This window comes from Levilactobacillus huananensis, from assembly GCF_003946145.1.
In the GTDB taxonomy this organism is placed as follows: domain Bacteria; phylum Bacillota; class Bacilli; order Lactobacillales; family Lactobacillaceae; genus Levilactobacillus; species Levilactobacillus huananensis.
Window position 1 is genome coordinate 1 of the sequence record NZ_RHOC01000003.1, and the last position, 21,937, is coordinate 21,937.

Consider the following 21,937-nt stretch of genomic DNA (forward strand, 5'->3'; position numbering starts at 1 on the left):
ATTGAGTACTATATTTGGTCATAAGAAAAGCCCCACAATCGTTAGATTTATCTGTCTAACAATTGTAGGGCACTTCATTGGCACACCTCTTTTTTGGTCTATCGCTATTTACATTTGAAAATGGTCTTAACACTTGTAAATTACGGGTGAACGCGTACGTCGTTTATTTCAAATCAAGCCGAATGGGTGACCAAAAATTCTCAGAAAAGAGTTATTAAGAACATGCGTCAGAACAGATATGAGTCATAAAACTAGTTGGTCAAGCCAGTTCATGAGGCCAGTCAAAGTGGATCCTAGCATGAGAAGGGCAAGGATGGAGACGCCTAAGGGGTTAAAGCGTCTCCCTAGAAAGTGAAGCCATGGCTGCCAGAGCAACAAAAAAGGAGTCCACAAGAGGGCTCCAAACGAATTAGTTCGTGTATTTATAAGGCAATTGGTGATGGAAGCTCGCAAAGCCATCGAAAATGCCATCGATCGAATTGGCGTTAATGAACAGATCCAAATTCTCTTTCGGGGCAAAGCCGGCGTCACAACATTTGACCATCATCGCCACGAGTTCATCGTAATAGTGGTTGATGTTAAAGAGAGCAATCGGTTTTTGGTGGACGTTGATTTGGCTCCAGGAGAGCATGGTGGTGAACTCTTCAAAGGTGCCAAAGCCCCCGGGCAAGACGATAAATGCGTCGGACTGCCGAAGCATTTCATCTTTGCGTTCGTCCATCGTAGCGGTTTCTAGCAGGGTGGTAATATGCGTTTCGGCCAACCCCATTTCACTCAAAAAAGTTGGAATAATGCCAATAACTTCGCCACCAGCATCCATGGTGGATTTGGCAATGGCACCCATTAAGCCTTCTTTACCGCCACCATAGACCACGGGATGGTCATGGCTGGCTAAGTATTGTCCTAGGGCATTGGTCTGTTCCAGGAAGGCTGGGTCATAGCCGTGATTTGATCCACAAAAAACACAAATATTTTTAATTTTTGGCATAATCTGATCCCCTCATCTATTGGTAGTCGCCATCATTATAAAACAATCGTGTGGCTACTTCAGGGTTGTGCACCGCGATTGTTAATCAACCCAATTTAGGGTCTGTTTAGTCGATAGTACGCCAATCAAGTTGGGGTGACAAGAGATAATTTAGTTCTGGGGCGTGCGACTGGCGTGACGGACTTCAGGCAAGAGGGGCTGTGTAATCAGGCGTTGGTGACTAACCTTAGCCTTGTAAGCCGAGGGGGTAATTGCCAGGTATTTCTTGAAGAGGCGGAAGAGAGAAGAGTTATTTTTGTACCCAATGATGTCGCAGATCTCGGCGGCACTACAGCTCGTTCGAATCATCAGGTTCTGTGCGGCGGCTAGACGGCGACGATCGATGAGCTCCTTGAAACTTTTACCGGTCATTTCACGGATCTTGTCACCGAGATAGTTGGTATTGTAGCCAAAACGGGTGGCAAGCTCACTGAGTGACACGGTCTGGTATTCTGCACTGATGGCTCTTAGGATTGGGAGAAATTCATCGTTGGCGGGGTTGGTATAACTGACACTACGGCGGCGAATTGTCCCTGGTAGCTCCAACATGAGGGCCGCAAAAATGAGCCTCAGGAGTTCGTTACGGTTGGCCGTGTCCTCGAGCCCCTTGATAGCGAGGCTCTCCAAGAGTTTGGTGGCGACTTCGTTCTTACTGAGATCGAAGAGAATGAAGTTGTTATGGGGCGAGTCACGTTTGGCAGCATTGTATAGGAATTGAGAGACGGTGTCCGCGGAGTTCTTCAAGTAACCGGCGGATTCGGCGAAGTCATCGGTATCTCGGAGGAGAATGTTAATAATGATATCCTTCTGGCCAGCGTAGTCGATACGCTGGACGACATCTCGGTCCATGACTAGAAGCTGATGCTGACGGAGTTTAATAGGTTCGTCGTTGATGTACTGGACACAGGAACCGGAATACATGTAGTTAAATTCAATGAAATCATGCGTGTGGGCGGGGGTGTAGGAGAAGCGATTGTTCTTGGTAATCGCAATATTGGACTCTTGAAAAAACTCGAATTGTGGCATTCTAGGAATTGGGTGATGAATGAAATCTAAGTTATCGTAATTGAAATTTTGCCCGGTTTTCTTTTGGTAACGTTCCACACGATTTAGGCGAAAGAGAAGCTGACTTAAGACACGTGATGCCATAGCATAATCTCCTTTAGGTAAACCAATTTATTAAATTATACAATTTTTACCTGTGATTTTGCAATCAAGGAGCTGGGCTAAAGATATTGTTGCCAGCTATTTAAGCGCTTACAATGAAGTCATAAACAAAGGGAGGTTTATCAATATGAATAATGGTGAAGTTCAAAAATCCGAATTCAGTAAATATAGACCACTTGCAATTGCAGCTGGGATCGGATCTATTTTAGGTTCAGGAATTATTGTTGGTTTGTCAGCCACGATTACCGTTTGGCAAACTGGATTGAATCTGACCAATGCTCAGGTCGGGTTTATCTCTGGGGCGTTAACGTTTGCAATTGCCTTTGGTTCACTATTAGCCGGGCAGATAACGAAGGCCTTCGGATTGATTCGATCATTTAATTCACTTAACTTGTTCTATGCTTTAGGGGCATTGATTTGTGTGGCCGCCACGGGTTTTCCAATGTTACTTATTGGGGTTATCGTGACCGGGTTCGCTTCTGGGGCCGACTTACCAATTAGTTTAACCGTTATTTCGCATGATTCGCCAAATGAAAAGACGTCAAATGAATTAGTGTCATCGACGCAAATCTTCTGGCAAATTGGGGTCTTTAGTTCCTATGTTGGGGCTTTCGTGGTTTCACGAATGGCCGGTGCTACCGGTGCACGCCTTGTCTTTTCATTATTAGCAGCATTTGCTCTCATTACTTGGGCATGGCGGACCTTCTCTAGCAAATTCAAAACGTTCCACAAACAAGGGGAACAACGACGGATCGAACATGAAAAAGAAGCCAACGTTACTGAAAAAGTTTCCATCAAGTCGGTCTTTGCTGGATCGAATCGTGGCAAGTATATGGGCTTATTCTTTGGAATCTTCATCTTCTACATTTGCTGGAATTTATTAGCGAACACCTTTGGGCAATTCCAAACATTTACGTTGGTTCAAGCCCATGCTAGTCAGAGTTTTGCCACTGGTGCCGGGGTTATCTTAAACTTTATTTCCTTATTTTCTACCATGGCTTTCGCTTCCGTTTCAGGGGGCAAGTACCGGAACAAGTTCTTTATCGTTGGGGCCATTGTTCAATTCGCCGCAATGCTTGGGTTAGCTCTGAGTAGTCATGCCTTATGGCCAATTGTTATCGCGATTGGGTTGTACAACATTGGGAACAGTATTGCCGGTGAAGCAATGTACAAGGTTTGGACGCAAGAATCCTTCCCAGTCGAAGTTCGTGCTGGTGTTCAAGGGTTTATCAATGGGTTCTCACGGATGTTATGTGGGCTGTTTGCCATTGTGACGCCAGCCTTAGTGGTTCCTAGCATGATCAAGTACACCATGTTTGGGTTCGCCGGAATTATCTTAATCAGTTTCATTTCTGGGTTAACCATGATGCGTCTCCAGAGAAAGCACAATATTCACGACTTCTAAAATGGGCCGTCTAGAAAGAGAGTGATAAAATGGCTTTTACATTTCAAGTTAATGATGAAGTTAAATTTAAACACGACGAGGCTTTGTTAGCTAAGTCGCAAGGGTTCAAGCCAACCCTCAAGCACCACGTCGTTACGCCGACGGCTCTCGTCGCGTTGGACCACCAGCCTAAATTATTAGGTGGATATGGCGTGAAGAAGGTTGCAGATGTTTCGGATCTGGTTAATCAGCCATTGAAACGTGACGGCCGAATTATCCTCGACTTTGGTGAACACTGTGTCGGCAAGTTCAGTATTAACGCTACCGCCACGGGATCACCCATGGACGCGCCACTATTTTGTCGAATTCGGTTTGCCGAAATGCCAGTGGAATTGAGCTATAACAGCGCCGATTATGATGGTTGGCTTAGTAAGTCTTGGATTCAAGAGGAAACCATCCACTTGGACCAGTTACCAGCCACGATCGATTTACCACGGCGTTACAGTTTTCGTTACGTTGAAATCACCGTTCTCGATACCTCACCAAAGTGGCAAGTCATCTTCGACCAGCCGCAAGTCATCACGCAGTCCTCAGTGGATGCGCGTCAGGTGACGGTTCCTGAACTGGCCGATCCGATGTTAAAGCGGATCTACCAGGTTGGTTTAAAGACTCTAGAAGACTGTATGCAAGAAGTCTTCGAAGATGGTCCTAAGCGGGATCGTCGATTGTGGATTGGCGATTTGCGGTTACAGGCCCTAGCGGACTATGCCACATTCGGCAATACCGATATTATCAAGCGCTGTCTGTATCTGTTCGGGGCCATGCCAGCCGAGGATGGCCGCGTGGTGGCTAACGTCTTCACACAGCCTAAGGATGTGCCAGATGACACGTTCCTCTTTGATTACAGTCTGTTCTTCATTTCAATTCTCAGTGATTATGAGAATTATGATGAGGACGATCAGTTATTAACGGATCTGTACCCCGTGGCGAAGAAGCAAATGGACGTTGCCTTAGCCAAAGTTGACGATCAAGGACAACTCCAATTGTCCGATGACTATCCAGTCTTCGTCGACTGGTCCAATGATTTCGACAAGACGACTGCTGGGCAGGCTGTGATGATCTATGCTTTACGGCAATTCATCCAGTTGGCTCATCAAGCTCAAGATGACCAGATTGACCGTTATCAAGCAGCGTTAGATCAGTTACTTAACTTCGCTCAGACCCAGTTGTTTGACGCCAACCAAGGCCTCTTTGTTTCGGGACCTCAGCGTGAGGTTAACATTGCCAGTCAAGCCTGGATGGTCTTGGCCCACGTCATGGATGATGCCACGAATAAAGCCATTATGCAAAAGACGGTGACTCAGCTCTTCCCAGTCACGGGGATTGCGACGCCATACATGTATCATCACATCACGGAAGCTCTGTTCGAAGCTGGTTTAACCGATGAGGCCATTGCCCTTATGAAGCATTACTGGGGTGGCATGATCACGTTGGGGGCCGACACCTACTGGGAAGCCTATGATCCTAACCAGCAAGATTACTCACCGTATGGCAGTCCACTGCTCAACAGTTACTGTCATGCTTGGAGTTGTACGCCGGTCTACTTGATTCAGAAGTATCTTATTAAGGGAGGCCTGAAGCATGCCAAACGAGAAAGTGACGCTCAGTAAAGATAGTAAGCTTCTGATTTTTATCGCGGGGATTGCGTCGTACCTGGATGCTGCCTTACTGGTCAGCCTCGGGGTAGCCCTACCCATCTGGGCCAAGTATCTGGGTCTAAACAGTTGGACGATCGGCTTTTTGAGTACGATGCTGACGGTAGCGGTGGCCATTGGATCCTTCGCCGGTGGGTGGTTATCCGATAAATTCGGTCGAGTCACGGTCTTCAACGTTGACATTTTCTTCGTCTTCGTGGGATCAGCAATCGTCGCGTTGGCTGGCAACTTACCCTTATTAGTTGTCGGTGTCTTCATCGCGGGATTGGCCTCCGGGGCCGACCTGCCAACGTCATTGGCCGTGGTTTCTGAACGGATGAACAAACAAACGTACGGGCGGGCTATTTCTGCCACACAAATCTTTTGGACGGTCGGCATTCTCCTATCTCAGTTTATCGGATTTATTACCGCAAATTCGGGGATGGGGAGCATTATGGCCCTGTTCGGTTGGATTGCCTTAGTGGCGCTGTTAAATTGGTCCGTGCGAGTCTTTTCCGGTAAGTTCAAGAATATTGAAGCTAACCTGGCTTCGTCTGTTCAGTCGGATGAGGGCGATGACACACCGGAAAAGAAGATCAAATTAGGGACCTTTTTGAAGACGAGTGGGGCACTGGTTCCATTCATCCTACTCACGGTGTTCTATCTGTTTTGGAACCTGCCAGCCAACACCTGGGGGTCATTCGTGAACTACTTCTTGGTGACGGTCGATGGCCGGAGCCAGATGTTCTCCACGGGGGCTGCACTGGTGGCTAACCTGTTCTGCTTATTGATCAATGTGATTTATCTAAAAATTTCTGACTCGAAATACCGTTATCCTGCGATGTACTTGGGAATTGCAGTGGCTCTGGTATCCTTTGTGGTCGCCGGTCTCTTCAGTAGCCAGTGGCAAGTCTTCACGGTGGTTTACATCTTCTACTCCGGAAGTACGGTGCTCTGTGGGGAAGCCCTCTATAAGATTTGGAGTCAAACCCTGTATCCCGTCAACATGCGGGCGACGATGACCGGATTTTCGTATGGTCTCGTGCGGGTAGTCACGGCGATCTTTGCCTTGGCAACCCCAACTCTAATGGGTGTTTCCGCTAGTCTGTTGTTATGGATTATGGTGGGCTGTACGGTGGTCTTTGGGGTCAGTGCAATTACCGTTGTGCGGTACATCAAGCGCCACAACATCACGGATACGACGCTGGAAGCCAATCAGAAACAAGTTACGGAATAAGCTATTCGAAGAAGAGAGGTTGTGCCGCTGGCATGACCTCTTTTTTGTTAAATTCGGATAAAAAAACAGGCGGTCACTGAAGTCAACTGCTGAGTTGGCTTCGATGACTGCCTGTTTACGGAGCTTTTCGCTAAGCGTTAGTTACGAGGATCCTCTGGATCATTGGGTTCACCAATGTTGTAGTCGCTGTCGTTCATAGCTTCTACATTACCTAACAGATAACCGTTCCCCACTTGGGAGAAGAAGTCATGGTTAGCGGTAGAGGTGGAAATCCCATTCATGACGATTGGGTTCACATCTTCGGCCGTGTCAGGAAAGAGGGGATCTTGGCCCAAGTTCATCAGGGCCTTGTTGGCATTATAGCGAATGAAGGTGAGGACTTGTTCCGTCCAACCGACTTGATCGTACATCAGATGGGTGTATTTTTCCTCGTTGGCGTACAGCTTGTAAAGGAAGTCGTACATCCAATCCTTCATTTGTTGTTGCTCGTTGTCGGTGAGTTCTTTCATGCCCAGCTGGAACTTATAACCGATGTAAGTTCCGTGAACGGATTCGTCCCGCAGGATCAGCTTGATGATTTCCGCCACATTAGGCAACTTGTTGTGACCTAAGTAGTAGAGTGGGGTAAAGAACCCAGAGTAGAACAAGAATGTTTCCAGAAAGACACTGGAGATCTTCTTTTTCAGGGGATGCTCGTCGTCATGGTACAGGTCATAGATTCGCTTGGTCTTGTTCTGTAGGAACTCTTCGGAATCACTCCACTGGAAGATTTCGTCGATTTCGTCTGGTGTGTTCAACGTGGAGAAAATCGTGGAGTAACTCTTAGCGTGAACGGATTCCATGAATTGAATATTGTTTAAGACGGCGGTCTCGTGAGGTGTCCGGACGTCTCTTCTCAGGGCGGCCATCCCATCTTGGGACTGCAGGGTATCTAACAGTGTCAGCCCCCCGAAAACGTGACCTACGACCCATTGATGGTCGGTATCTAGTGTCCGCCAGTCATCTAAGTCATTGGAGACCGGAATCCGGGTGTCTAACCAAAATTGTTCCGTGAGTTTTTCCCAGGTTGCCTTGTCGATTTCGTCAGAAACCGCGTTCCAGTTAATTGCGTTATAGTTTTCAATTCTTGCCATTATGTGACCACTCCTTTTCCGTGTGTCAGAGTCGGTATCTGTGGCCATCTTACCATAGATCCGCAGTCAAAAAGTCCCCATTTTAGAGGACTTTAAGTTTAAGCCTAGATAACACAGCTTTCACATTGGTTAGCCCCGACTTCACTATTGTCATCGGTGAAGGTCCGCACGTAGTAGATCGACTTGATCCCCTTACGGTGGGCATAGTTCCGTAAGATACTCAGATCCCGGGTGGTCATCTTGTCCGTCCGCCCATTTTTCCATTCGTAGAGGCCTTCAGGTAGGGTGGAGCGCATGAAGAGGGTTAAACTCATCCCTTGGTCCACGTGTTTTTGGGCCGCGGCGTAAACGTCGATGACTCGGCGCATGTCGGTGTCATAAGCTGACTTGTAGTAAGGCATGGTGTCGTTGCTGAGGTATGGTGCTGGATAATAGATTTTCCCAATCTTCTTTTCTTGGCGTTCTTCAATCCGGTTGATAATAGGATGGAGACTAGCAGTGGTGTCGTTGATGTAGGAAATGGATCCGTTAGGCGCAACCGCCATCCGGTTTTGATGGTAGAGGCCGTCTTGCATGACGGCGGTCTTCAGTTCGGCCCAGTCTTCAGGTGAAGGCAACCAAACGTCGGCGAAGAGGTCCTGGACCTTGGCCGATGATGGCCGCCAGTCCTTTTCGGTGTAACGATCGAAGTAAGTCCCATCGGCGTAAGTGCTCTTGTCGAAATTGTGGAACGTTTCGTGACGTTCCTTAGCGATTTCGTTTGATGCCTTCAACGTCCAGTAGTTTAGTAGCATAAAGTACACACTGGTAAAGGCAATACTGTCCTTGGATCCGTACATCATTTGGTTCTTGGCAAAGTAGCTGTGCAGCCCCATGGCACCTAATCCGATGGTGTGGCCGAGTCGGTTCCCTTTTTGAATGGAAGGAACGACGTCGATGTCGGAATGGTCGGTCACGAAGGTAAGGGCCCGGACCATGGTTTCGACGGAATGGCCGAAGTCGGGAGAGGTCATCAGGTTGACAATATTGGTGGAGCCGAGGTTACAAGAAATATCGGTTCCCAGCACGTCATAGTCTTGCTTGTTGTTGACGCGTGAAGGCGTCTGAACCTGCATGATTTCGGAACAGAGGTTACTCATAACGATCCGGCCGTCAATGGGACTTTCCCGGTTGGCCGTGTCAATGTTAACAATATAAGGGTAGCCGGACTCCTGTTGGAGCTTGCCAATTTCGGTTTCTAGCTCGCGGGCCTTTAGTTTCTTCTTACGGATATCAGGGTTAGCTACCATATTGTCGTATTCAGTGGTGATGTCGACGTAGGCAAATGGCTTGCCGTAGATTCGTTCGACATCGTAAGGACTGAAGAGATACATGTCGGCATCCTGTTCACAGAGTTCATAGAACTTATCGGGAACGGTGATCCCGAGTGAAAGAGTCTTCAGACGAATCTTTTCGTCGGCATTTTCCTTTTTAGCACTCAGGAAGGCCACGATGTCTGGATGGAAAACACTTAGGTAAACCACACCGGCACCTTGACGTTGGCCTAATTGATTGGAGTAAGAGAAGCTGTCTTCGAGTAACTTCATGACGGGAACAACGCCGGAAGCGGCGCCGTCGATGTGCTTGATCGGATCGCCCGCGCCCCGCAAGTTGGATAGGCTAATCCCAACGCCACCACCGATACGTGAAAGTTGGAGAGCAGAGTTAATCGTCCGACCAATCGTGTTCATGTCATCGGTCGATTGGATTAAGAAACAAGAGACGAGCTCGCCACGACGAGACCGGCCGGCGCTTAGGAAGCTTGGCGTAGCGGGTTGGTAACGTTGGTGGATAATTTCATCGGCTAAGTCGTGAGCTAACTGTTGGTCACCCGCGGCAAAGTCCAGTGCGTTCATGGCCACACGGTCAATGAAGTTTTCTAGATAGTAGTCGTTGTCATCGGTCTTCAAGGCATATTGTGCGTAAAACTTGTAAGCGGCCATGAAGGACTTGAAATGAAAGTCTTGGTTTTTGAGGTAAGTGTAGAGGTCTTCGACAAATTCGAAGGGGTACTGGTTAATAACCTTGGCTTCGATGTAGTTATTGTCGATTAAGAAGTCGAACCGGTCACGCAGAGAATCAAAGTGCTTAGTGTTGGGGCCGACATTTTCTTTTAGGAAGGCATGGAGGGCTTCCTGATCCTTATTAAGCGGGATCTGTCCGTCGACGGGGATGTTAATTTCATTGTTTAAATCATAGTAAGTCACGTTGCCTAAATCTTTTAAGCTCATCCTGATCATCTCTTCCTTCGTTGTAAAATTGGAACATCTAAAACCAAATAAAAATGGCGCCACCGTGAACAAACACGACGTCGCCGAGACGGGTTTGTGTCTAACTTAAATTAGCCCGCAATCTTCGTCAATTGGTCTGGCCGGAAGCCATAAAAGGCTGGTACGCCAGGTGCTTCCACTACTGGGACTGCTTGGAAACCGTGGTCCTTCAGGTAGGAAACGTATTCTGGATTCTGAGAGATGTTGTGTTCCTCAAATTCCACGTTGTGTTCGCTGAGGAAACGCTTTGTCATCTTGCATTGCATGCAGTCGTTCTTGGAGTAAACTGTTACTTTCATTGTTGCCACATCCCTTAAATTTAAATATCAATGAGTTAAGTGTACACCAGAAATTGAAAAATTCAATCAAAAAAAGCACCATATTTAGTAGTTGGATCATACAATAACCACTAAATATGGTGCTCTTGGACTTATTTTTTATTTTTCTTGGTTTCCACCAAACATGTAAGGTAAAATAGGCACTGAAGGTGGTGGAGAGTTTTGACTAATCATTATTATACACAAAATCCAGACGTTTTACACGAAGAACATCACTGGCCCTACACGTTGCTAGGCAACGAATTGTTGTTTACCACCGACAACGGTGTCTTTTCAAAGAACCGGGTGGACTATGGTTCACGCGTGCTCTTAGAAGCTTTCAATGCCGAGAAGACACCAGCTGGTGCGTGGTTGGACCTAGGGACGGGTTACGGTCCGATCGGTTTAGCCTTGGCAAAAAAGTGGCCAGATCGTGAAATTACGATGGTTGACGTTAATGAGCTGGCCTTACAATTGGCTCGGCAGAATGCCACGGCTAATCAGATTAAAAATGTGACGATTAAGACGTCAGATATTTATAGTGACATCACGGAACAATACGCGGCAATCGTAACAAATCCCCCGGTACGTGCTGGCAAGGACGTTGTAACGGCGATGTTAACTCAGGCTAAGGATCATCTCTTACCCGGGGGCACGTTGACTGTTGTCCTACAGAAGAAGCAAGGGGCACCGTCCGCTGAGAAAAATATGGCGGCGACGTTTGGCAATTGTGACATCATTAAAAAAGATAAAGGGTATTACATCTTAGAAAGTACGTTGCGCTAATCGATTGCTGTCGAAAGGAGGGATTGGATGCGCGAAACGTCCTATTCACCTCATCAGCGCTTATATATGGAAGAAGCCTTGTTTGAAGCAGACCAGGCGGGGTTGATTGGCGAGGTACCGATCGGGGCTGTGATTGTTCATGACGGCCAGATTGTCGGTCGGGGACATAACCTACGAGAACATGGCAATGATGCCACGCTACACGCCGAGGTGCGTGCGATCGAGGAAGCTTGTGCGACACTCAAGAGTTGGCGACTCAACGATTGCCAACTCTACGTGACGATTGAACCGTGTCTGATGTGTAGCGGGGCAATCGTCAATGCCCGGATTCCGGAAGTCTTCTACGGGGCTCGTGATCCCAAGGCCGGCGCCGTCGATAGTCTTTACCAAACACTCACCGATGATCGGTTAAATCATGTCGTTACAGTTCACGAAGGCCTACTGGCTAAGGCGGCCGGAGAACGTATGGTGACGTTCTTTAGAGCAGCTCGTAAACGTCAGAAGGCGGCCAAGAAGGCGCGACGTGCCGGTCAGACGGCACAAACTTAACAAGTGGCTAGACAGGGTCAACGGTTCATGGTACACTGAGTATTGCCGTAAAGGCCTTGGAGCAAGGGTGACCTTACGAACTGTGTCAGGTCCGGAAGGAAGCAGCACTAAGTTTGCGCCGCTTTGTGCTTCAAGTTTATGAGCTAATTCCAACTCCTAGTCGATGACTGGGAGTTTTTTCGTGGACAAAAATTATGTTCAAGAGGACCGTTATCGGTGGGATCGACGGCGATCAGAGATTAATTTACCCTAAATCTAGGCCAACATCCCGTGACAGCGAGCGGGTAAAAAGGCTATAATTATGAACAGCGAATTTAACGGATTTTCCTGAAGAAAGGGACGGATTGCATGGCTTATCAAGCACTTTATCGGGTCTGGCGCCCGCAACGGTTCGACGACATGATTGGGCAAGAGGTCATTACCCGCACGCTTAAGAATGCCATCACAACCAACCAAATTAGCCACGCTTATCTCTTTGCGGGACCCCGGGGAACCGGGAAGACCTCGGCGGCGAAAATTTTTGCCAAGGCCATCAACTGCCATCATCAAGTGGACGGCGAGCCCTGCAACGCGTGTGAGACCTGTAAGGCTATCACGGACGGCACATTGAATGACGTGATCGAGATCGATGCGGCCTCTAACAATGGGGTTGAAGAGATTCGGGATATCCGTGATAAGGTGAAGTATGCGCCAACGGTGGCCGACTATAAGGTCTACATCATTGATGAAGTTCATATGCTATCTACTGGGGCCTTTAACGCGTTACTGAAAACCCTGGAGGAACCACCGGCCAATGTCATCTTCATCCTGGCCACGACGGAACCTCACAAGATTCCAGCAACGATTATCTCACGGACGCAACGATTTGATTTCAAACGCATCGCGGCCAATGATAGTTACCAACGGATGATTTATATTTTAAAGCAAAAGGACGTTTCCTATGACGACCAGGCGATCAAGGTGATTGCCAAGGCCGCCGAGGGGGGGATGCGGGATGCACTGAGCATTCTGGATCAAGCGTTATCCTTCGGGGATAATGAGATTACCCTGGACAATGCTTTACTGGTGACCGGAAGCGTGACACATGAGCTGCTGGCGACCTATGTCCAGCAAGTTATTGCTGGTGACACCAAAGCCGGCCTGGCGAGCTTACAATCGGTCCTAGAGGCCGGGAAAGATGCCGAGCGGTTTACCGAAGATATTATCGGCTATACACGGGATCTCCTGTTGTACCAGCAAGCGCCTAAGATGGTCGAAGAGGCCGAGATGGGGAGTGTCAGCGAAGCCTTTCAGCAATTAGCTGCGGCGACGTCGGCGCAGACCATGTATGCCATGATTAATGAATTAAATTCAATTCAACAGCAGATGCGATTTACGACGCATCCAGACGTTTATCTCGAAATTTTGACGATTAAACTAGCTGAGATCGGTAACCAGCAGGGACAGATCCCGCCAGCCGCGCAGCCAGTCGCCGCGCCGGAAAACGCTGATCAATCCGGTGTGGCCGACCTACAACGCGAGGTTCAGCAGTTGCGTTCGGCGGTTAAACATCTAGAGGAAGCTAATGCGGGTCAACCTGCCAAGGCCTCTTCGGGGACACCACGGGTGAAGGCTGCTGTCAAACAGGAGGTTAACCTGGCGAAGATTAACCCCGTGCTGGGGACCGCGACTCGGGAGAAGCTCAATCAGCTCCAAGAGGTTTGGCCAGATATTTTGAATAGCTTGAACGTGGCACAACGTGCGGTTATGAAAGCCTCACAGCCGGTTGCGGCGGCGGACTCAGGGGTTATCGTGGCCTTCGATTTCTCCTTCTTCTTCCAGCGGGCAACTCTGGATCGGGAGCTCACGGATGCCTTGGAGAATGGGCTAGATCGCATGATTGGAACGGCGTTACCCGTCGTTTTTGTGCCCAAGGATCAATGGCCACGAATTCGTAAGAGCTATCTAGCAGCGCACAAGGCTCAGCTCCAGGCAAACTCACCCGAAGATCAACAGCCAGAACAGCCCGCTGAGAATCCAGTGGTGACGAAGGCTGAAGAACTCTTCGGTAAATCAATTGTGGATATTAAGCAAGATTAAATCTCGAAAGGATGATTAAGATGCGGAACATGGGTAATATGGGAAACATGATGAAGCAGATGCGGCAAATGCAAAAGAAGATGGCGGAGGACCAAGCGAATTTGAATGCCCAATCCTTCACTGGAACGTCACCTGACGATTTGGTACAGGCAACTTTTACAGGTGACCGAAAGATGACTGACTTGACGATTAAGCCGGAAGCCATCGATCCCGATGATCCTGATATGCTAGCTGACCTGGTTTTGGCTGCCGTTAATGAGGCCATTGCTAAGGTTGATGAAAGCACCCAACAAACGATGGGTAAATACACCCAAGGGCTAAACATTCCCGGGATGTAATCCAGAAAGGACGTTGTGACTATGCAGTACCCAGAACCCATTGCGCAGTTGATCGACAGTTACATGAAGCTTCCCGGAATTGGCCAGAAGTCGGCAACCCGGTTAGCCTTTTTCACGATTGATATGGCAGAGGACGATGTCACGGCGTTTTCAAAGGCGCTTGTTGCGGCTAAACGCGACCTTCACTTTTGCTCGATCTGTGGCAATATCACTGAGAGTGATCCTTGTGTCATCTGTACAGATAAGACGCGAGACCAAAGCCATGTGTTGGTGGTCGAACAGGCCAAGGACATCATGGTGATGGAAAAAATGAAGGAATATCATGGCTTATACCACGTTCTTCAAGGTGTTATGTCACCCATCGAAGGCAAGGGACCAGAAGATCTGAACATTGCCAGTCTGATTAATCGTTTACAAAAGAATCCTTCTATTAAAGAAGTTATTATTGCCACTAACGCCACCCCCGAGGGGGAAGCAACAGCGATGTACCTGTCTCGACTGATTAAACCAGCTGGGATTAAGGTGACGCGTCTTGCCCACGGCTTGTCGGTGGGGAGTGACATCGAATATGCTGACGAAATGACCCTGTTTAAGGCTGTTGAGGGCCGGACAGAGATGTAGGAGGTCTTGCAGATGTTTGGAAGAAAGAAACGCCAGTTACCCCGATTAAAAGCCGCGTATGATGATCAGTTGTTAGTGACCATCGACGACGCCAAGGATCGGTGGGATCATGCGAAACAGACGGAAGAGGCCATTGCCGATGCAGATAACGAGATGACAGCGAACACCGCACTCGCTCGGCAGACCTACCTGTTCTTGTACCGCGAAGCCCGTCGACGTCAGGTTAAAGGTAAACAAATTTCTGCCGCAGTCTTTCGAGATTAGGGGCAGCAGAAGAGACGGGCAGGCGGCTGAATGCAGCATAATGGCCCGTTTTTTTGTGGTCTAGCCACTAGTGTTTGATTTGATCGGTCACCCTGAGAAGGTATCGTTGCAAATAGACATCAATTCTGAATTCAAGTACAATGTAACTATCAATAAAAAATGGGGTCGAGCATCTTGTCAGGAACTTTTATCAGCTTTGAAGGCCCGGATGGTGCTGGGAAAACCAGTGCCTTACGAGCCATTACCGCCCAGATTATGGACGGATTGGGTGACCAATTGGTGATCACCAGAGAACCAGGTGGCAATCCAATTTCCGAAAGTATTCGATCCATTATTTTAGACCGAGCGAATACCGCTATGGATTATCGCACCGAGGCCCTGCTGTATGCGGCAGCACGGCGCCAACACTTAGCTCAGACGATTCTACCGGCACTTGAAGCCGACCAGCTGGTGCTCTGTGACCGTTACGTGGATAGTTCTATTGCATACCAAGGGGCAGGACGTCAGATTGGCGAAGACGCCGTGGCAGAAATGAATCAGTTTGCCACGGATGGGTTACTTCCCGATCTGACAATCTACTTTGACGTGCCGGCTGAGGTCGGTCTGCGGCGAATTCAAGCCCACCGACGAGCCGATCAGGTTGACCGGCTCGATGTCGAGAAGACGGCTTTTCACGATCGTGTGCGTGCAGCCTATCTTAGACTCCAAGCAGCCGATCCCGACCGCATTAAACGCATCGACGCCACTCAGGAACCCGCTAAGGTGGTTGACCAGGCGTTGACCTTGATTAAGCAAACTGCACCGCGCTACTTCTAACCGGTGGTTAAGGGAGGATTTATCACTATGAAATTACTGATTGCTATTGTTCAAGATAAGGACGCAAACCGTTTAAGCAATGAATTTATCGATCACGATATCCGGGCTACCCGACTCTCCACCACCGGTGGTTTTCTGAAGTCCGGTAATACTACCTTCATGATTGGGGTGGAAGATGACCGGGTCGATTCGGTTTTGGCGATGATCAAAGCCGCCAGTCACACGCGTCAACAATTCATGACGCCACCGGTTAATCTCGATGCTCAGCTCGACAGTACGTCGTCTTACCCCGTTGAAGTTCAGGTCGGCGGAGCCACGGTTTTCGTCATGCCAGTTGACCAATTCCATCAATTTTAGGAGGGCTGCATGACCGAAGATAGTCTAGTGGCGCGGGTTCAGCGCCTGCAACCACAGCTTTTAACGCATTTTATGACATTGATTCGGGAGAACCGACTGGCACATGCCTACCTCTTCAATGGAGTCGATGGCACGGGCAGACAGGCCTTGGCTCGATTGATTGCCATGCGTTTCTTTTGCCAGAACGTGACGCCAGAAGGCTTGCCATGTGAGACTTGTTCCGAATGCCGTCGCATCATGGCTGGGGACCATCCTGACGTTGTGACGGTGGTGCCGGATGGTCAGCGTATCAAGGTGGATCAGGTTCGTTATCTCAAGTCCGAATTCAGTAAGAGTGCGGTTGAGGGTAATCAGAAGATCTTCATCGTCGATCAGGTTGACCGTATGACGACGGGGGCTGCTAACAGCCTCTTAAAATTCATTGAAGAACCCGTGGGTAATACGGTGGCCTTGCTCCTGACGGCCAATAAAAATCTGATTTTGCCAACGATTCTGTCGCGGACCCAGATTGTTGATCTGTTGCGGGTTGCGCCGACAGCGCTGACCGATGAGCTGGCTAAGGTGGGAGTCGTTCCCAGCCAGCGCTACCTCTTGTCAACGTTGACTGAGAGCGTGGCTACCGCCCAGGAACTCATCGAAAATGACTGGCTTAAGACGGCCCAACAGAGTGTGGGACAGTGGCTTCAGGCCTGTGCCACAGGGGATGAACGGGCCTTTGTGCGAGTTCAGACCGAACTGGTACCCTTGGTCAGCAACCGCGACCAACAAGGCCTCGTACTCGACATGGTGGTTCAAGCCTGGCATGATGTGTTGCGGCAGCAGACACAAGTCGTGGCGGACTCAGAGTTAGCCTTTCCACAGGTTGCCAAAGTAACCCATGAGTTGGCACGACGCTTGTCAGTTGACCAACTTGTGGCAATTCTCACCTTAACGTTGGCCACACGTGGTCAGCTGGCTGGTAACCTTAATTTTCAAGGTATTCTTGAGGCATTAACGTTAAAAATATTGGGGCAAATTCCCCGATAAATTTGTCAGAATTGGAGGGGTCGCAACTTGGAAAAACAAGAAATTTACGATCAATTTAAGAGCTTAGAAGATCAGTTGCAGGAGATGCTCGTCCAATTCACCGACCTGCAAACGGAGATGACCAAGGTCTTCGAACAGAACGCGGAATTAGGGATTGAAAATCAGCATCTCCGTGACCTGGTTCGTGAATTACAGCGGACGTTACCACAGGATCCCGAAACCCAGCAGGGATTATCGAAATCGCGTCAGATTCTTGAAAAATTGTATGAGGAAGGCTTTCACGTCTGCCGGGAGTTCTACGGAACTCGCCGGAAGCAGGATGAGGAATGTGCCTTTTGTCTAGAAGTTATTTATCGTGACCAGTAGGAGGTTCGCACCGTATGGAACGTCAACGAAGTTTTAAGACCGCACCTAGCGGCCGTTTGTACCTGGTGCCAACGCCAATTGGAAATCTGGACGACATGACCTTTCGCGCCGTCAAGACGTTGAAAGACGTTGATCTCATTGCGGCCGAGGACACGCGTAATACTCAGAAACTCTTAAATCATTTTGAAATTACGACCAAACAAATTAGTTTCCATGAGCACAACACGCAGGAACGGATTCCGCAGCTGGTTGCCAAACTCCAAGCAGGAATGCAGATCGCGCAAGTCAGTGATGCGGGGATGCCGTCAATCTCGGATCCCGGTCATGAACTGGTGAACGCCTGTATTGAGGCACATATTCCGGTTGCACCGCTTCCCGGTGCTAATGCTGGATTGACGGCATTGATTGCGTCTGGCTTAGCGCCACAGCCCTTTTATTTCTATGGCTTTTTGGATCGAAAGCCTAAGGATCAACGCGCTGAGATCGCTGGATTGGCGCAACGCGAGGAAACACTGATCTTTTATGAAGCCCCCCATCGCCTGAAGAAAACCTTACAAAATTTGGCGGATGGTATGGGTGCCGATAGACCAGCCGTTTTGTGTCGCGAGCTGACGAAACGTTATGAAGAATTTTTGCGAGGAACGCTACAGGAACTGGCCGACTGGGCTGCCACGGATACCGTTCGTGGGGAATTTGTCGTGCTAGTGGGTGGTAATCCTGCGCCAACAGTGACGGCAACGGCTGCTGTTGATCTGAGTGAACCCGTAGAAGTCCAAGTCGACCGGTTAATTGCTGCCGGTGACAAGCCCAACGCCGCCATCAAGGAAGTTGCGAACCTCCGTGGCTTAAAGAAACAAGAGGTCTACCGGACCTACCATCATTTAGATAAGGAGTGACCTGCGTGGCCGCACAACAATTTAGCGAAGAACACCGTGTCGTCTACTATGAAGGAGATGACACGGGTCACCTGACCGTGGCCATGTTAATTAACCTCTTTGTCCTGGTATCCGAGGATCAGAGTGATGCCTTGGGTTGGACGAGTGACCGGGTTCACGGACTCGGTGTGGGGTGGGTCGTGACCCAGTACCACATTCAGATTGACCGCTTACCAGAGGTCAATGAGACCGTGACCGTGAAAACCAGAGCGACGGCTTACAACCGTTACTTTGCTTATCGTGAATATTGGTTGGTTGATCAAGAGGGTCACCAAATTGCTTATGGCGAGGGTATCTGGGTCACCATGAGCTATGCTACTCGGAAGATTGCCACGATCCCAACGGAACTTATGGTTCCTTACGAGAGTGAATTGGTTAGCCGGATTCCACGGTTACCGCGGCCTAGTCGCCTAGACCACAGTCTGTCTGCCCAATTGAAACCTTACACGGTCCGTTACTTTGATATCGATGGGAATGGGCACGTCAACAACGCCCACTACTTCGATTGGATGCTGGATACTTTACCAGCAGATTGGTTACGTCAACACCAGGCGACTGATATTCGAATTCGTTTTGAAAATGAAGTCCAATATGGCCATCAAGTCCTGAGTACGGTCGTGACGCCTAACGATCACGCCACAGCCCATGAGGTCAAAGTTGGTGAGACGGTGGCAGTTCAAGCCACCATCGACTGGCAAGACCGATAAAGGGGTAACGATCAAGCGGCGAAGGTGCCCTCAGCGGATCTTTGTGGTAGTATAGTTAACTGATATGAACAGTCATTTAGAAACCGTAACTGGGTAGCCAAGATGAAGCGGTGGCCGTTAACCAGCCGCCGTTTTTGCCGTCTCATTCCATGAGTGCGGGTACCGGCATAACCAAACACATCAAAGGGGACCCTAAATAAACATGAAGATTTTAGCAATTGATACGTCTAACCGACCACTGAGTGTGGCCGTGTTGGATGACGCGAACGTGCTGGCTGCCATCACGGTGACCGTTCACCAGAAGCACGCCGAGTATTTATTACCAGAAATTGAACGGCTCCTCGCTATGGCCGAACTGAAGCCAACCGATCTTGACCGGGTCGTCGTGGCTGCTGGTCCAGGTTCCTACACGGGAATTCGAATCGCCGTGACGACAGCAAAGACGCTCGCCGCAACATGCAACATCGAATTAGTGGCCGTATCCAGTCTGGCAACCTTGGCGGCTAATGTGCCAGTTGAGGGTGCTTTGGTGGCACCTTTATTCGATGCACGGAATCAAAATGTTTTTGCTGGACTGTACCGAATCAAGGGTGGCGTACCTGTTCCTGAGATCGCGGATGCGCACACGAACGTCACGACTTATTTAGAAGCCATTAATGAGTATGGAGAGCCTGTCTGGTTCTTAGGTGATGCAAGTCACTTCACGGAGCTAATTGACACGACCATTTCGGCCGCAACGCCGAACGTGAATGCTTGGATGAATTTACCGCAGGCAGCCACGATTGGTCTGTTGGGACGTCACGAGACGCCCGTAAAAGACGTAGATCAATTCGTACCAAACTATCTACGATTGACGCAAGCCGAAGCCGAATGGCGTGCTAAGAACCCAGAAGAGGATACCGGATCATATGTTGAAAAAATTTAAAAGTTGGTATAAAAATATATTTGGAAGTCGGCGAGAACTCGTCCGTGAGGAAGCCATGGATGTGAAGAATCATCGCGTGGAAATTCGTGATGAAACGTATTTCGTGGCCAAGGCTTTATTCACTGACATCCCCGAGATGATTGAAATCGAGCGTGCCGTCTATTCTGGACAAGCGCCTTGGGATTCGACGGCCTTCGCCAATGAATTACGTCGTGAAAAGGATCGGCTTTACCTCGTAATTCGAAAGAACGATCGGTTGCTGGCCTTTATCGGCAGTACATTTTACGAGCATGAGCAGGATGCCCATATCACAAACATTGCTGTGCTGCCTGAATTTCAGGCCCATGGTCTGGGGCGGTTTCTCCTGAGCGTCATGATTAAGAAGGCAAAGAAATTGAACTACCGGACGGTGAGTCTGGAAGTTCGGATATCCAATAAAGGTGCCCAACGTTTGTATCGGGATCTGAATTTTGAGCAGACTGGTATTAAGCGTGGTTACTACTTTGGCGATCACGAAGACGCTGCAGATATGGTGTTATATTTACCAAAGGCTGAAGAAGAGTCACGTGAGGCGTAACGGGATGGCGCACAGCCACCCGTTTTTTATGGTTTCGGGCATGAAGAGGGAGTGAGTCCAACGGAAAAGCGAACTTTAATTTTAGCGTTTGAATCGAGTTGTGACGAGACGAGTGTGGCCGTCATTGAGGACGGTCACAAGATTCTGTCGAACGTCGTCGCAACCCAAATTAAGAGTCATCAACGGTTTGGTGGCGTAGTTCCTGAAGTGGCGAGTCGACACCACATTGAAGAAATCACAATTTGTATCAAAGATGCCTTGCAGGAGGCCCAGGTCGGCTATGATGATCTGGATGCCGTGGCCGTGACCTATGGCCCCGGCCTGGTTGGCGCATTATTGATCGGAGTTACAGCAGCTAAGACAGTGGCATTTGCTCACAGTCTGCCTCTGATTCCCGTGAACCACATGGCCGGACACATCTATGCTGCGCGTTACGTGGAACCCATTGAATTTCCTGCGATGGCTTTATTGGTCTCCGGTGGTCATACGGAATTGGTTTACATGCCAGCCGAGAATCAATTCGAGATCATCGGTGAAACACGGGATGATGCTGCCGGCGAAGCTTACGACAAGGTTGGCCGCGTCATGGGCGTGAACTACCCAGCCGGGAAGACCGTTGATCAGTGGGCTCATGAGGGACATGACACGTTTAAATTCCCACGGGCGATGGAAAAGGATGACAACTTCGACTTTAGCTTTAGTGGGTTGAAGAGTGCCTTCATCAATACAACTCACCACGCTGATCAGATCGGCGAGACCTTGAGCAAGCAGGATCTATCCGCTAGTTTTCAGCAGGCGGTAGTGGACGTATTGGCCGAAAAGACGCAACATGCCCTGGCCGACTATCCCGTGAAGCAACTGATCTTGGCCGGTGGTGTGGCTGCCAACCAAGGTCTTCGCGAACGATTAGAACAGGATTTGGCGCACAACCCAACGACACATCTAGTTAAGGCTCCCCTGAAGTTATGTGGGGACAATGCGGCGATGATTGGTGCTTTTGCCTACGTGGCCTACCAACATGGTGTCTTTGCCGATGCAACGTTGAATGCCGATCCTAGTCTTGAATTTGACTGGGCGGCCGATTCTGCTAAATAAATCAATTTAATCGAGGAGGACGTCTCTTGAATCGAGCCGAATTGTTTGCCTGCTGTCTGTTTTGACAGAGAAGGTCACAACGCACGCCGACTTGGAGACGGCCTTTTTTTGTGTACTGTAGGGGAGTTTAGGCGCAGAACCAATGTGCTGTGGAACGCAATGTGGCCTTACCGGGCTTGACGGTTACTCGAATAACTTTAGGATAACCGAAAAGGACGCGACAGCGGC

Annotated in this window: 23 protein-coding genes and 1 other RNA gene; 19 read left to right on the plus strand and 5 right to left on the minus strand. The window is 49.1% G+C overall.

Features of this window, described 5'->3' with window-relative positions; genetic code table 11:
• Nucleotides 1-409: 409 nt before the first annotated feature.
• Nucleotides 410-988 (minus strand): LOG family protein, encoded by a 579-nt coding sequence (locus EKM71_RS03260; protein WP_125573250.1) that lies wholly within the window; start codon nucleotides 986-988, stop codon nucleotides 410-412.
• A gap of 150 nt (nucleotides 989-1,138) precedes the next feature.
• The gene (locus EKM71_RS03265) at nucleotides 1,139-2,176 is read right to left on the minus strand and encodes an AraC family transcriptional regulator (protein WP_125573251.1); all 1,038 of its coding nucleotides are present in this window, start codon (nucleotides 2,174-2,176) and stop codon (nucleotides 1,139-1,141) included.
• A gap of 145 nt (nucleotides 2,177-2,321) precedes the next feature.
• Between EKM71_RS03265 and EKM71_RS03270 the strand changes: the two genes are divergently transcribed.
• Genes EKM71_RS03270 through EKM71_RS03280 form a run of 3 tightly spaced genes read left to right on the plus strand, consistent with a single transcriptional unit; the run spans nucleotide 2,322 to nucleotide 6,509 of the window.
• On the plus strand, nucleotides 2,322-3,599 hold the full coding sequence (locus EKM71_RS03270) for an MFS transporter (protein WP_125573252.1): 1,278 nt from the start codon (nucleotides 2,322-2,324) through the stop codon (nucleotides 3,597-3,599).
• Between the two features lie 29 nt (nucleotides 3,600-3,628).
• Nucleotides 3,629-5,248, plus strand: a complete 1,620-nt coding sequence (locus EKM71_RS03275; protein WP_125573253.1) for an alpha-L-rhamnosidase-related protein — start codon at nucleotides 3,629-3,631, stop codon at nucleotides 5,246-5,248.
• Nucleotides 5,220-6,509: an MFS transporter gene (locus tag EKM71_RS03280; protein WP_125573254.1), complete on the plus strand. Its 1,290-nt coding sequence runs from the start codon at nucleotides 5,220-5,222 to the stop codon at nucleotides 6,507-6,509. Before EKM71_RS03275 ends, EKM71_RS03280 begins: the two co-directional genes overlap by 29 nt.
• Before the next feature lie 137 nt (nucleotides 6,510-6,646).
• Here EKM71_RS03280 and nrdF read toward each other — a convergent pair whose 3' ends face one another.
• From nrdF to nrdH, 3 genes are all read right to left on the minus strand, one after another.
• Entirely contained in the window at nucleotides 6,647-7,642 is a 996-nt protein-coding gene (gene nrdF / locus EKM71_RS03285; protein WP_125573255.1) for a class 1b ribonucleoside-diphosphate reductase subunit beta, read from the minus strand.
• 104 nt (nucleotides 7,643-7,746) lie between these two features.
• The gene (gene nrdE, locus EKM71_RS03290; RefSeq protein ID WP_125573256.1) at nucleotides 7,747-9,912 is read right to left on the minus strand and encodes a class 1b ribonucleoside-diphosphate reductase subunit alpha; all 2,166 of its coding nucleotides are present in this window, start codon (nucleotides 9,910-9,912) and stop codon (nucleotides 7,747-7,749) included.
• Nucleotides 9,913-10,022: 110 nt separating this feature from the next.
• Nucleotides 10,023-10,250 carry a glutaredoxin-like protein NrdH gene (gene nrdH, locus EKM71_RS03295; RefSeq protein ID WP_057877834.1) on the minus strand — a complete coding sequence of 76 codons (228 nt, stop codon included), beginning with the start codon at nucleotides 10,248-10,250 and terminating at the stop codon, nucleotides 10,023-10,025.
• 201 nt (nucleotides 10,251-10,451) lie between these two features.
• Between nrdH and EKM71_RS03300 the strand changes: the two genes are divergently transcribed.
• The 16 genes from EKM71_RS03300 (at nucleotide 10,452) to tsaD (ending at nucleotide 21,709) form a co-directional block, all read left to right on the plus strand.
• Complete coding sequence (locus tag EKM71_RS03300) at nucleotides 10,452-11,054, plus strand: class I SAM-dependent methyltransferase (RefSeq protein WP_125573257.1); 603 nt, start codon at nucleotides 10,452-10,454, stop codon at nucleotides 11,052-11,054.
• Between the two features lie 27 nt (nucleotides 11,055-11,081).
• A complete protein-coding gene (gene tadA, locus EKM71_RS03305) occupies nucleotides 11,082-11,603 on the plus strand; it encodes a tRNA adenosine(34) deaminase TadA (RefSeq protein ID WP_125573258.1) in 522 nt (173 codons plus the stop codon).
• A gap of 53 nt (nucleotides 11,604-11,656) precedes the next feature.
• Nucleotides 11,657-11,743: signal recognition particle sRNA small type (gene ffs / locus EKM71_RS03310), an RNA gene on the plus strand.
• A gap of 208 nt (nucleotides 11,744-11,951) precedes the next feature.
• Entirely contained in the window at nucleotides 11,952-13,682 is a 1,731-nt protein-coding gene (gene dnaX / locus EKM71_RS03315) for a DNA polymerase III subunit gamma/tau (RefSeq protein WP_125573259.1), read from the plus strand.
• Between the two features lie 20 nt (nucleotides 13,683-13,702).
• Nucleotides 13,703-14,020, plus strand: a complete 318-nt coding sequence (locus EKM71_RS03320; RefSeq protein WP_057877831.1) for a YbaB/EbfC family nucleoid-associated protein — start codon at nucleotides 13,703-13,705, stop codon at nucleotides 14,018-14,020.
• A gap of 21 nt (nucleotides 14,021-14,041) precedes the next feature.
• A complete protein-coding gene (recR, locus tag EKM71_RS03325; RefSeq protein ID WP_057877830.1) occupies nucleotides 14,042-14,641 on the plus strand; it encodes a recombination mediator RecR in 600 nt (199 codons plus the stop codon).
• Nucleotides 14,642-14,653: 12 nt separating this feature from the next.
• Complete coding sequence (locus EKM71_RS03330; RefSeq protein ID WP_057877829.1) at nucleotides 14,654-14,905, plus strand: YaaL family protein; 252 nt, start codon at nucleotides 14,654-14,656, stop codon at nucleotides 14,903-14,905.
• Nucleotides 14,906-15,076: 171 nt separating this feature from the next.
• Nucleotides 15,077-15,721, plus strand: a complete 645-nt coding sequence (gene tmk / locus EKM71_RS03335) for a dTMP kinase (protein ID WP_404819395.1) — start codon at nucleotides 15,077-15,079, stop codon at nucleotides 15,719-15,721.
• Between the two features lie 27 nt (nucleotides 15,722-15,748).
• Nucleotides 15,749-16,078: a cyclic-di-AMP receptor gene (locus tag EKM71_RS03340; RefSeq protein WP_125573261.1), complete on the plus strand. Its 330-nt coding sequence runs from the start codon at nucleotides 15,749-15,751 to the stop codon at nucleotides 16,076-16,078.
• Nucleotides 16,079-16,087: 9 nt separating this feature from the next.
• Nucleotides 16,088-17,104, plus strand: a complete 1,017-nt coding sequence (gene holB / locus EKM71_RS03345; RefSeq protein WP_125573262.1) for a DNA polymerase III subunit delta' — start codon at nucleotides 16,088-16,090, stop codon at nucleotides 17,102-17,104.
• 27 nt (nucleotides 17,105-17,131) lie between these two features.
• The gene (locus EKM71_RS03350; RefSeq protein WP_057877825.1) at nucleotides 17,132-17,470 is read left to right on the plus strand and encodes a DNA replication initiation control protein YabA; all 339 of its coding nucleotides are present in this window, start codon (nucleotides 17,132-17,134) and stop codon (nucleotides 17,468-17,470) included.
• A gap of 14 nt (nucleotides 17,471-17,484) precedes the next feature.
• Nucleotides 17,485-18,366, plus strand: coding sequence for a 16S rRNA (cytidine(1402)-2'-O)-methyltransferase (rsmI, locus tag EKM71_RS03355; RefSeq protein WP_125573263.1), 882 nt, complete (start codon nucleotides 17,485-17,487; stop codon nucleotides 18,364-18,366).
• 5 nt (nucleotides 18,367-18,371) lie between these two features.
• Nucleotides 18,372-19,112: an acyl-[acyl-carrier-protein] thioesterase gene (locus EKM71_RS03360; protein ID WP_125573264.1), complete on the plus strand. Its 741-nt coding sequence runs from the start codon at nucleotides 18,372-18,374 to the stop codon at nucleotides 19,110-19,112.
• A 202-nt stretch (nucleotides 19,113-19,314) separates the two neighbouring features.
• Entirely contained in the window at nucleotides 19,315-20,037 is a 723-nt protein-coding gene (tsaB, locus tag EKM71_RS03365; RefSeq protein ID WP_125573265.1) for a tRNA (adenosine(37)-N6)-threonylcarbamoyltransferase complex dimerization subunit type 1 TsaB, read from the plus strand.
• The gene (gene rimI, locus EKM71_RS03370; RefSeq protein ID WP_125573266.1) at nucleotides 20,021-20,614 is read left to right on the plus strand and encodes a ribosomal protein S18-alanine N-acetyltransferase; all 594 of its coding nucleotides are present in this window, start codon (nucleotides 20,021-20,023) and stop codon (nucleotides 20,612-20,614) included. Before tsaB ends, rimI begins: the two co-directional genes overlap by 17 nt.
• 51 nt (nucleotides 20,615-20,665) lie before the next feature.
• The gene (tsaD, locus tag EKM71_RS03375; protein WP_125573267.1) at nucleotides 20,666-21,709 is read left to right on the plus strand and encodes a tRNA (adenosine(37)-N6)-threonylcarbamoyltransferase complex transferase subunit TsaD; all 1,044 of its coding nucleotides are present in this window, start codon (nucleotides 20,666-20,668) and stop codon (nucleotides 21,707-21,709) included.
• The last annotated feature ends 228 nt before the right edge of the window (nucleotides 21,710-21,937 follow it).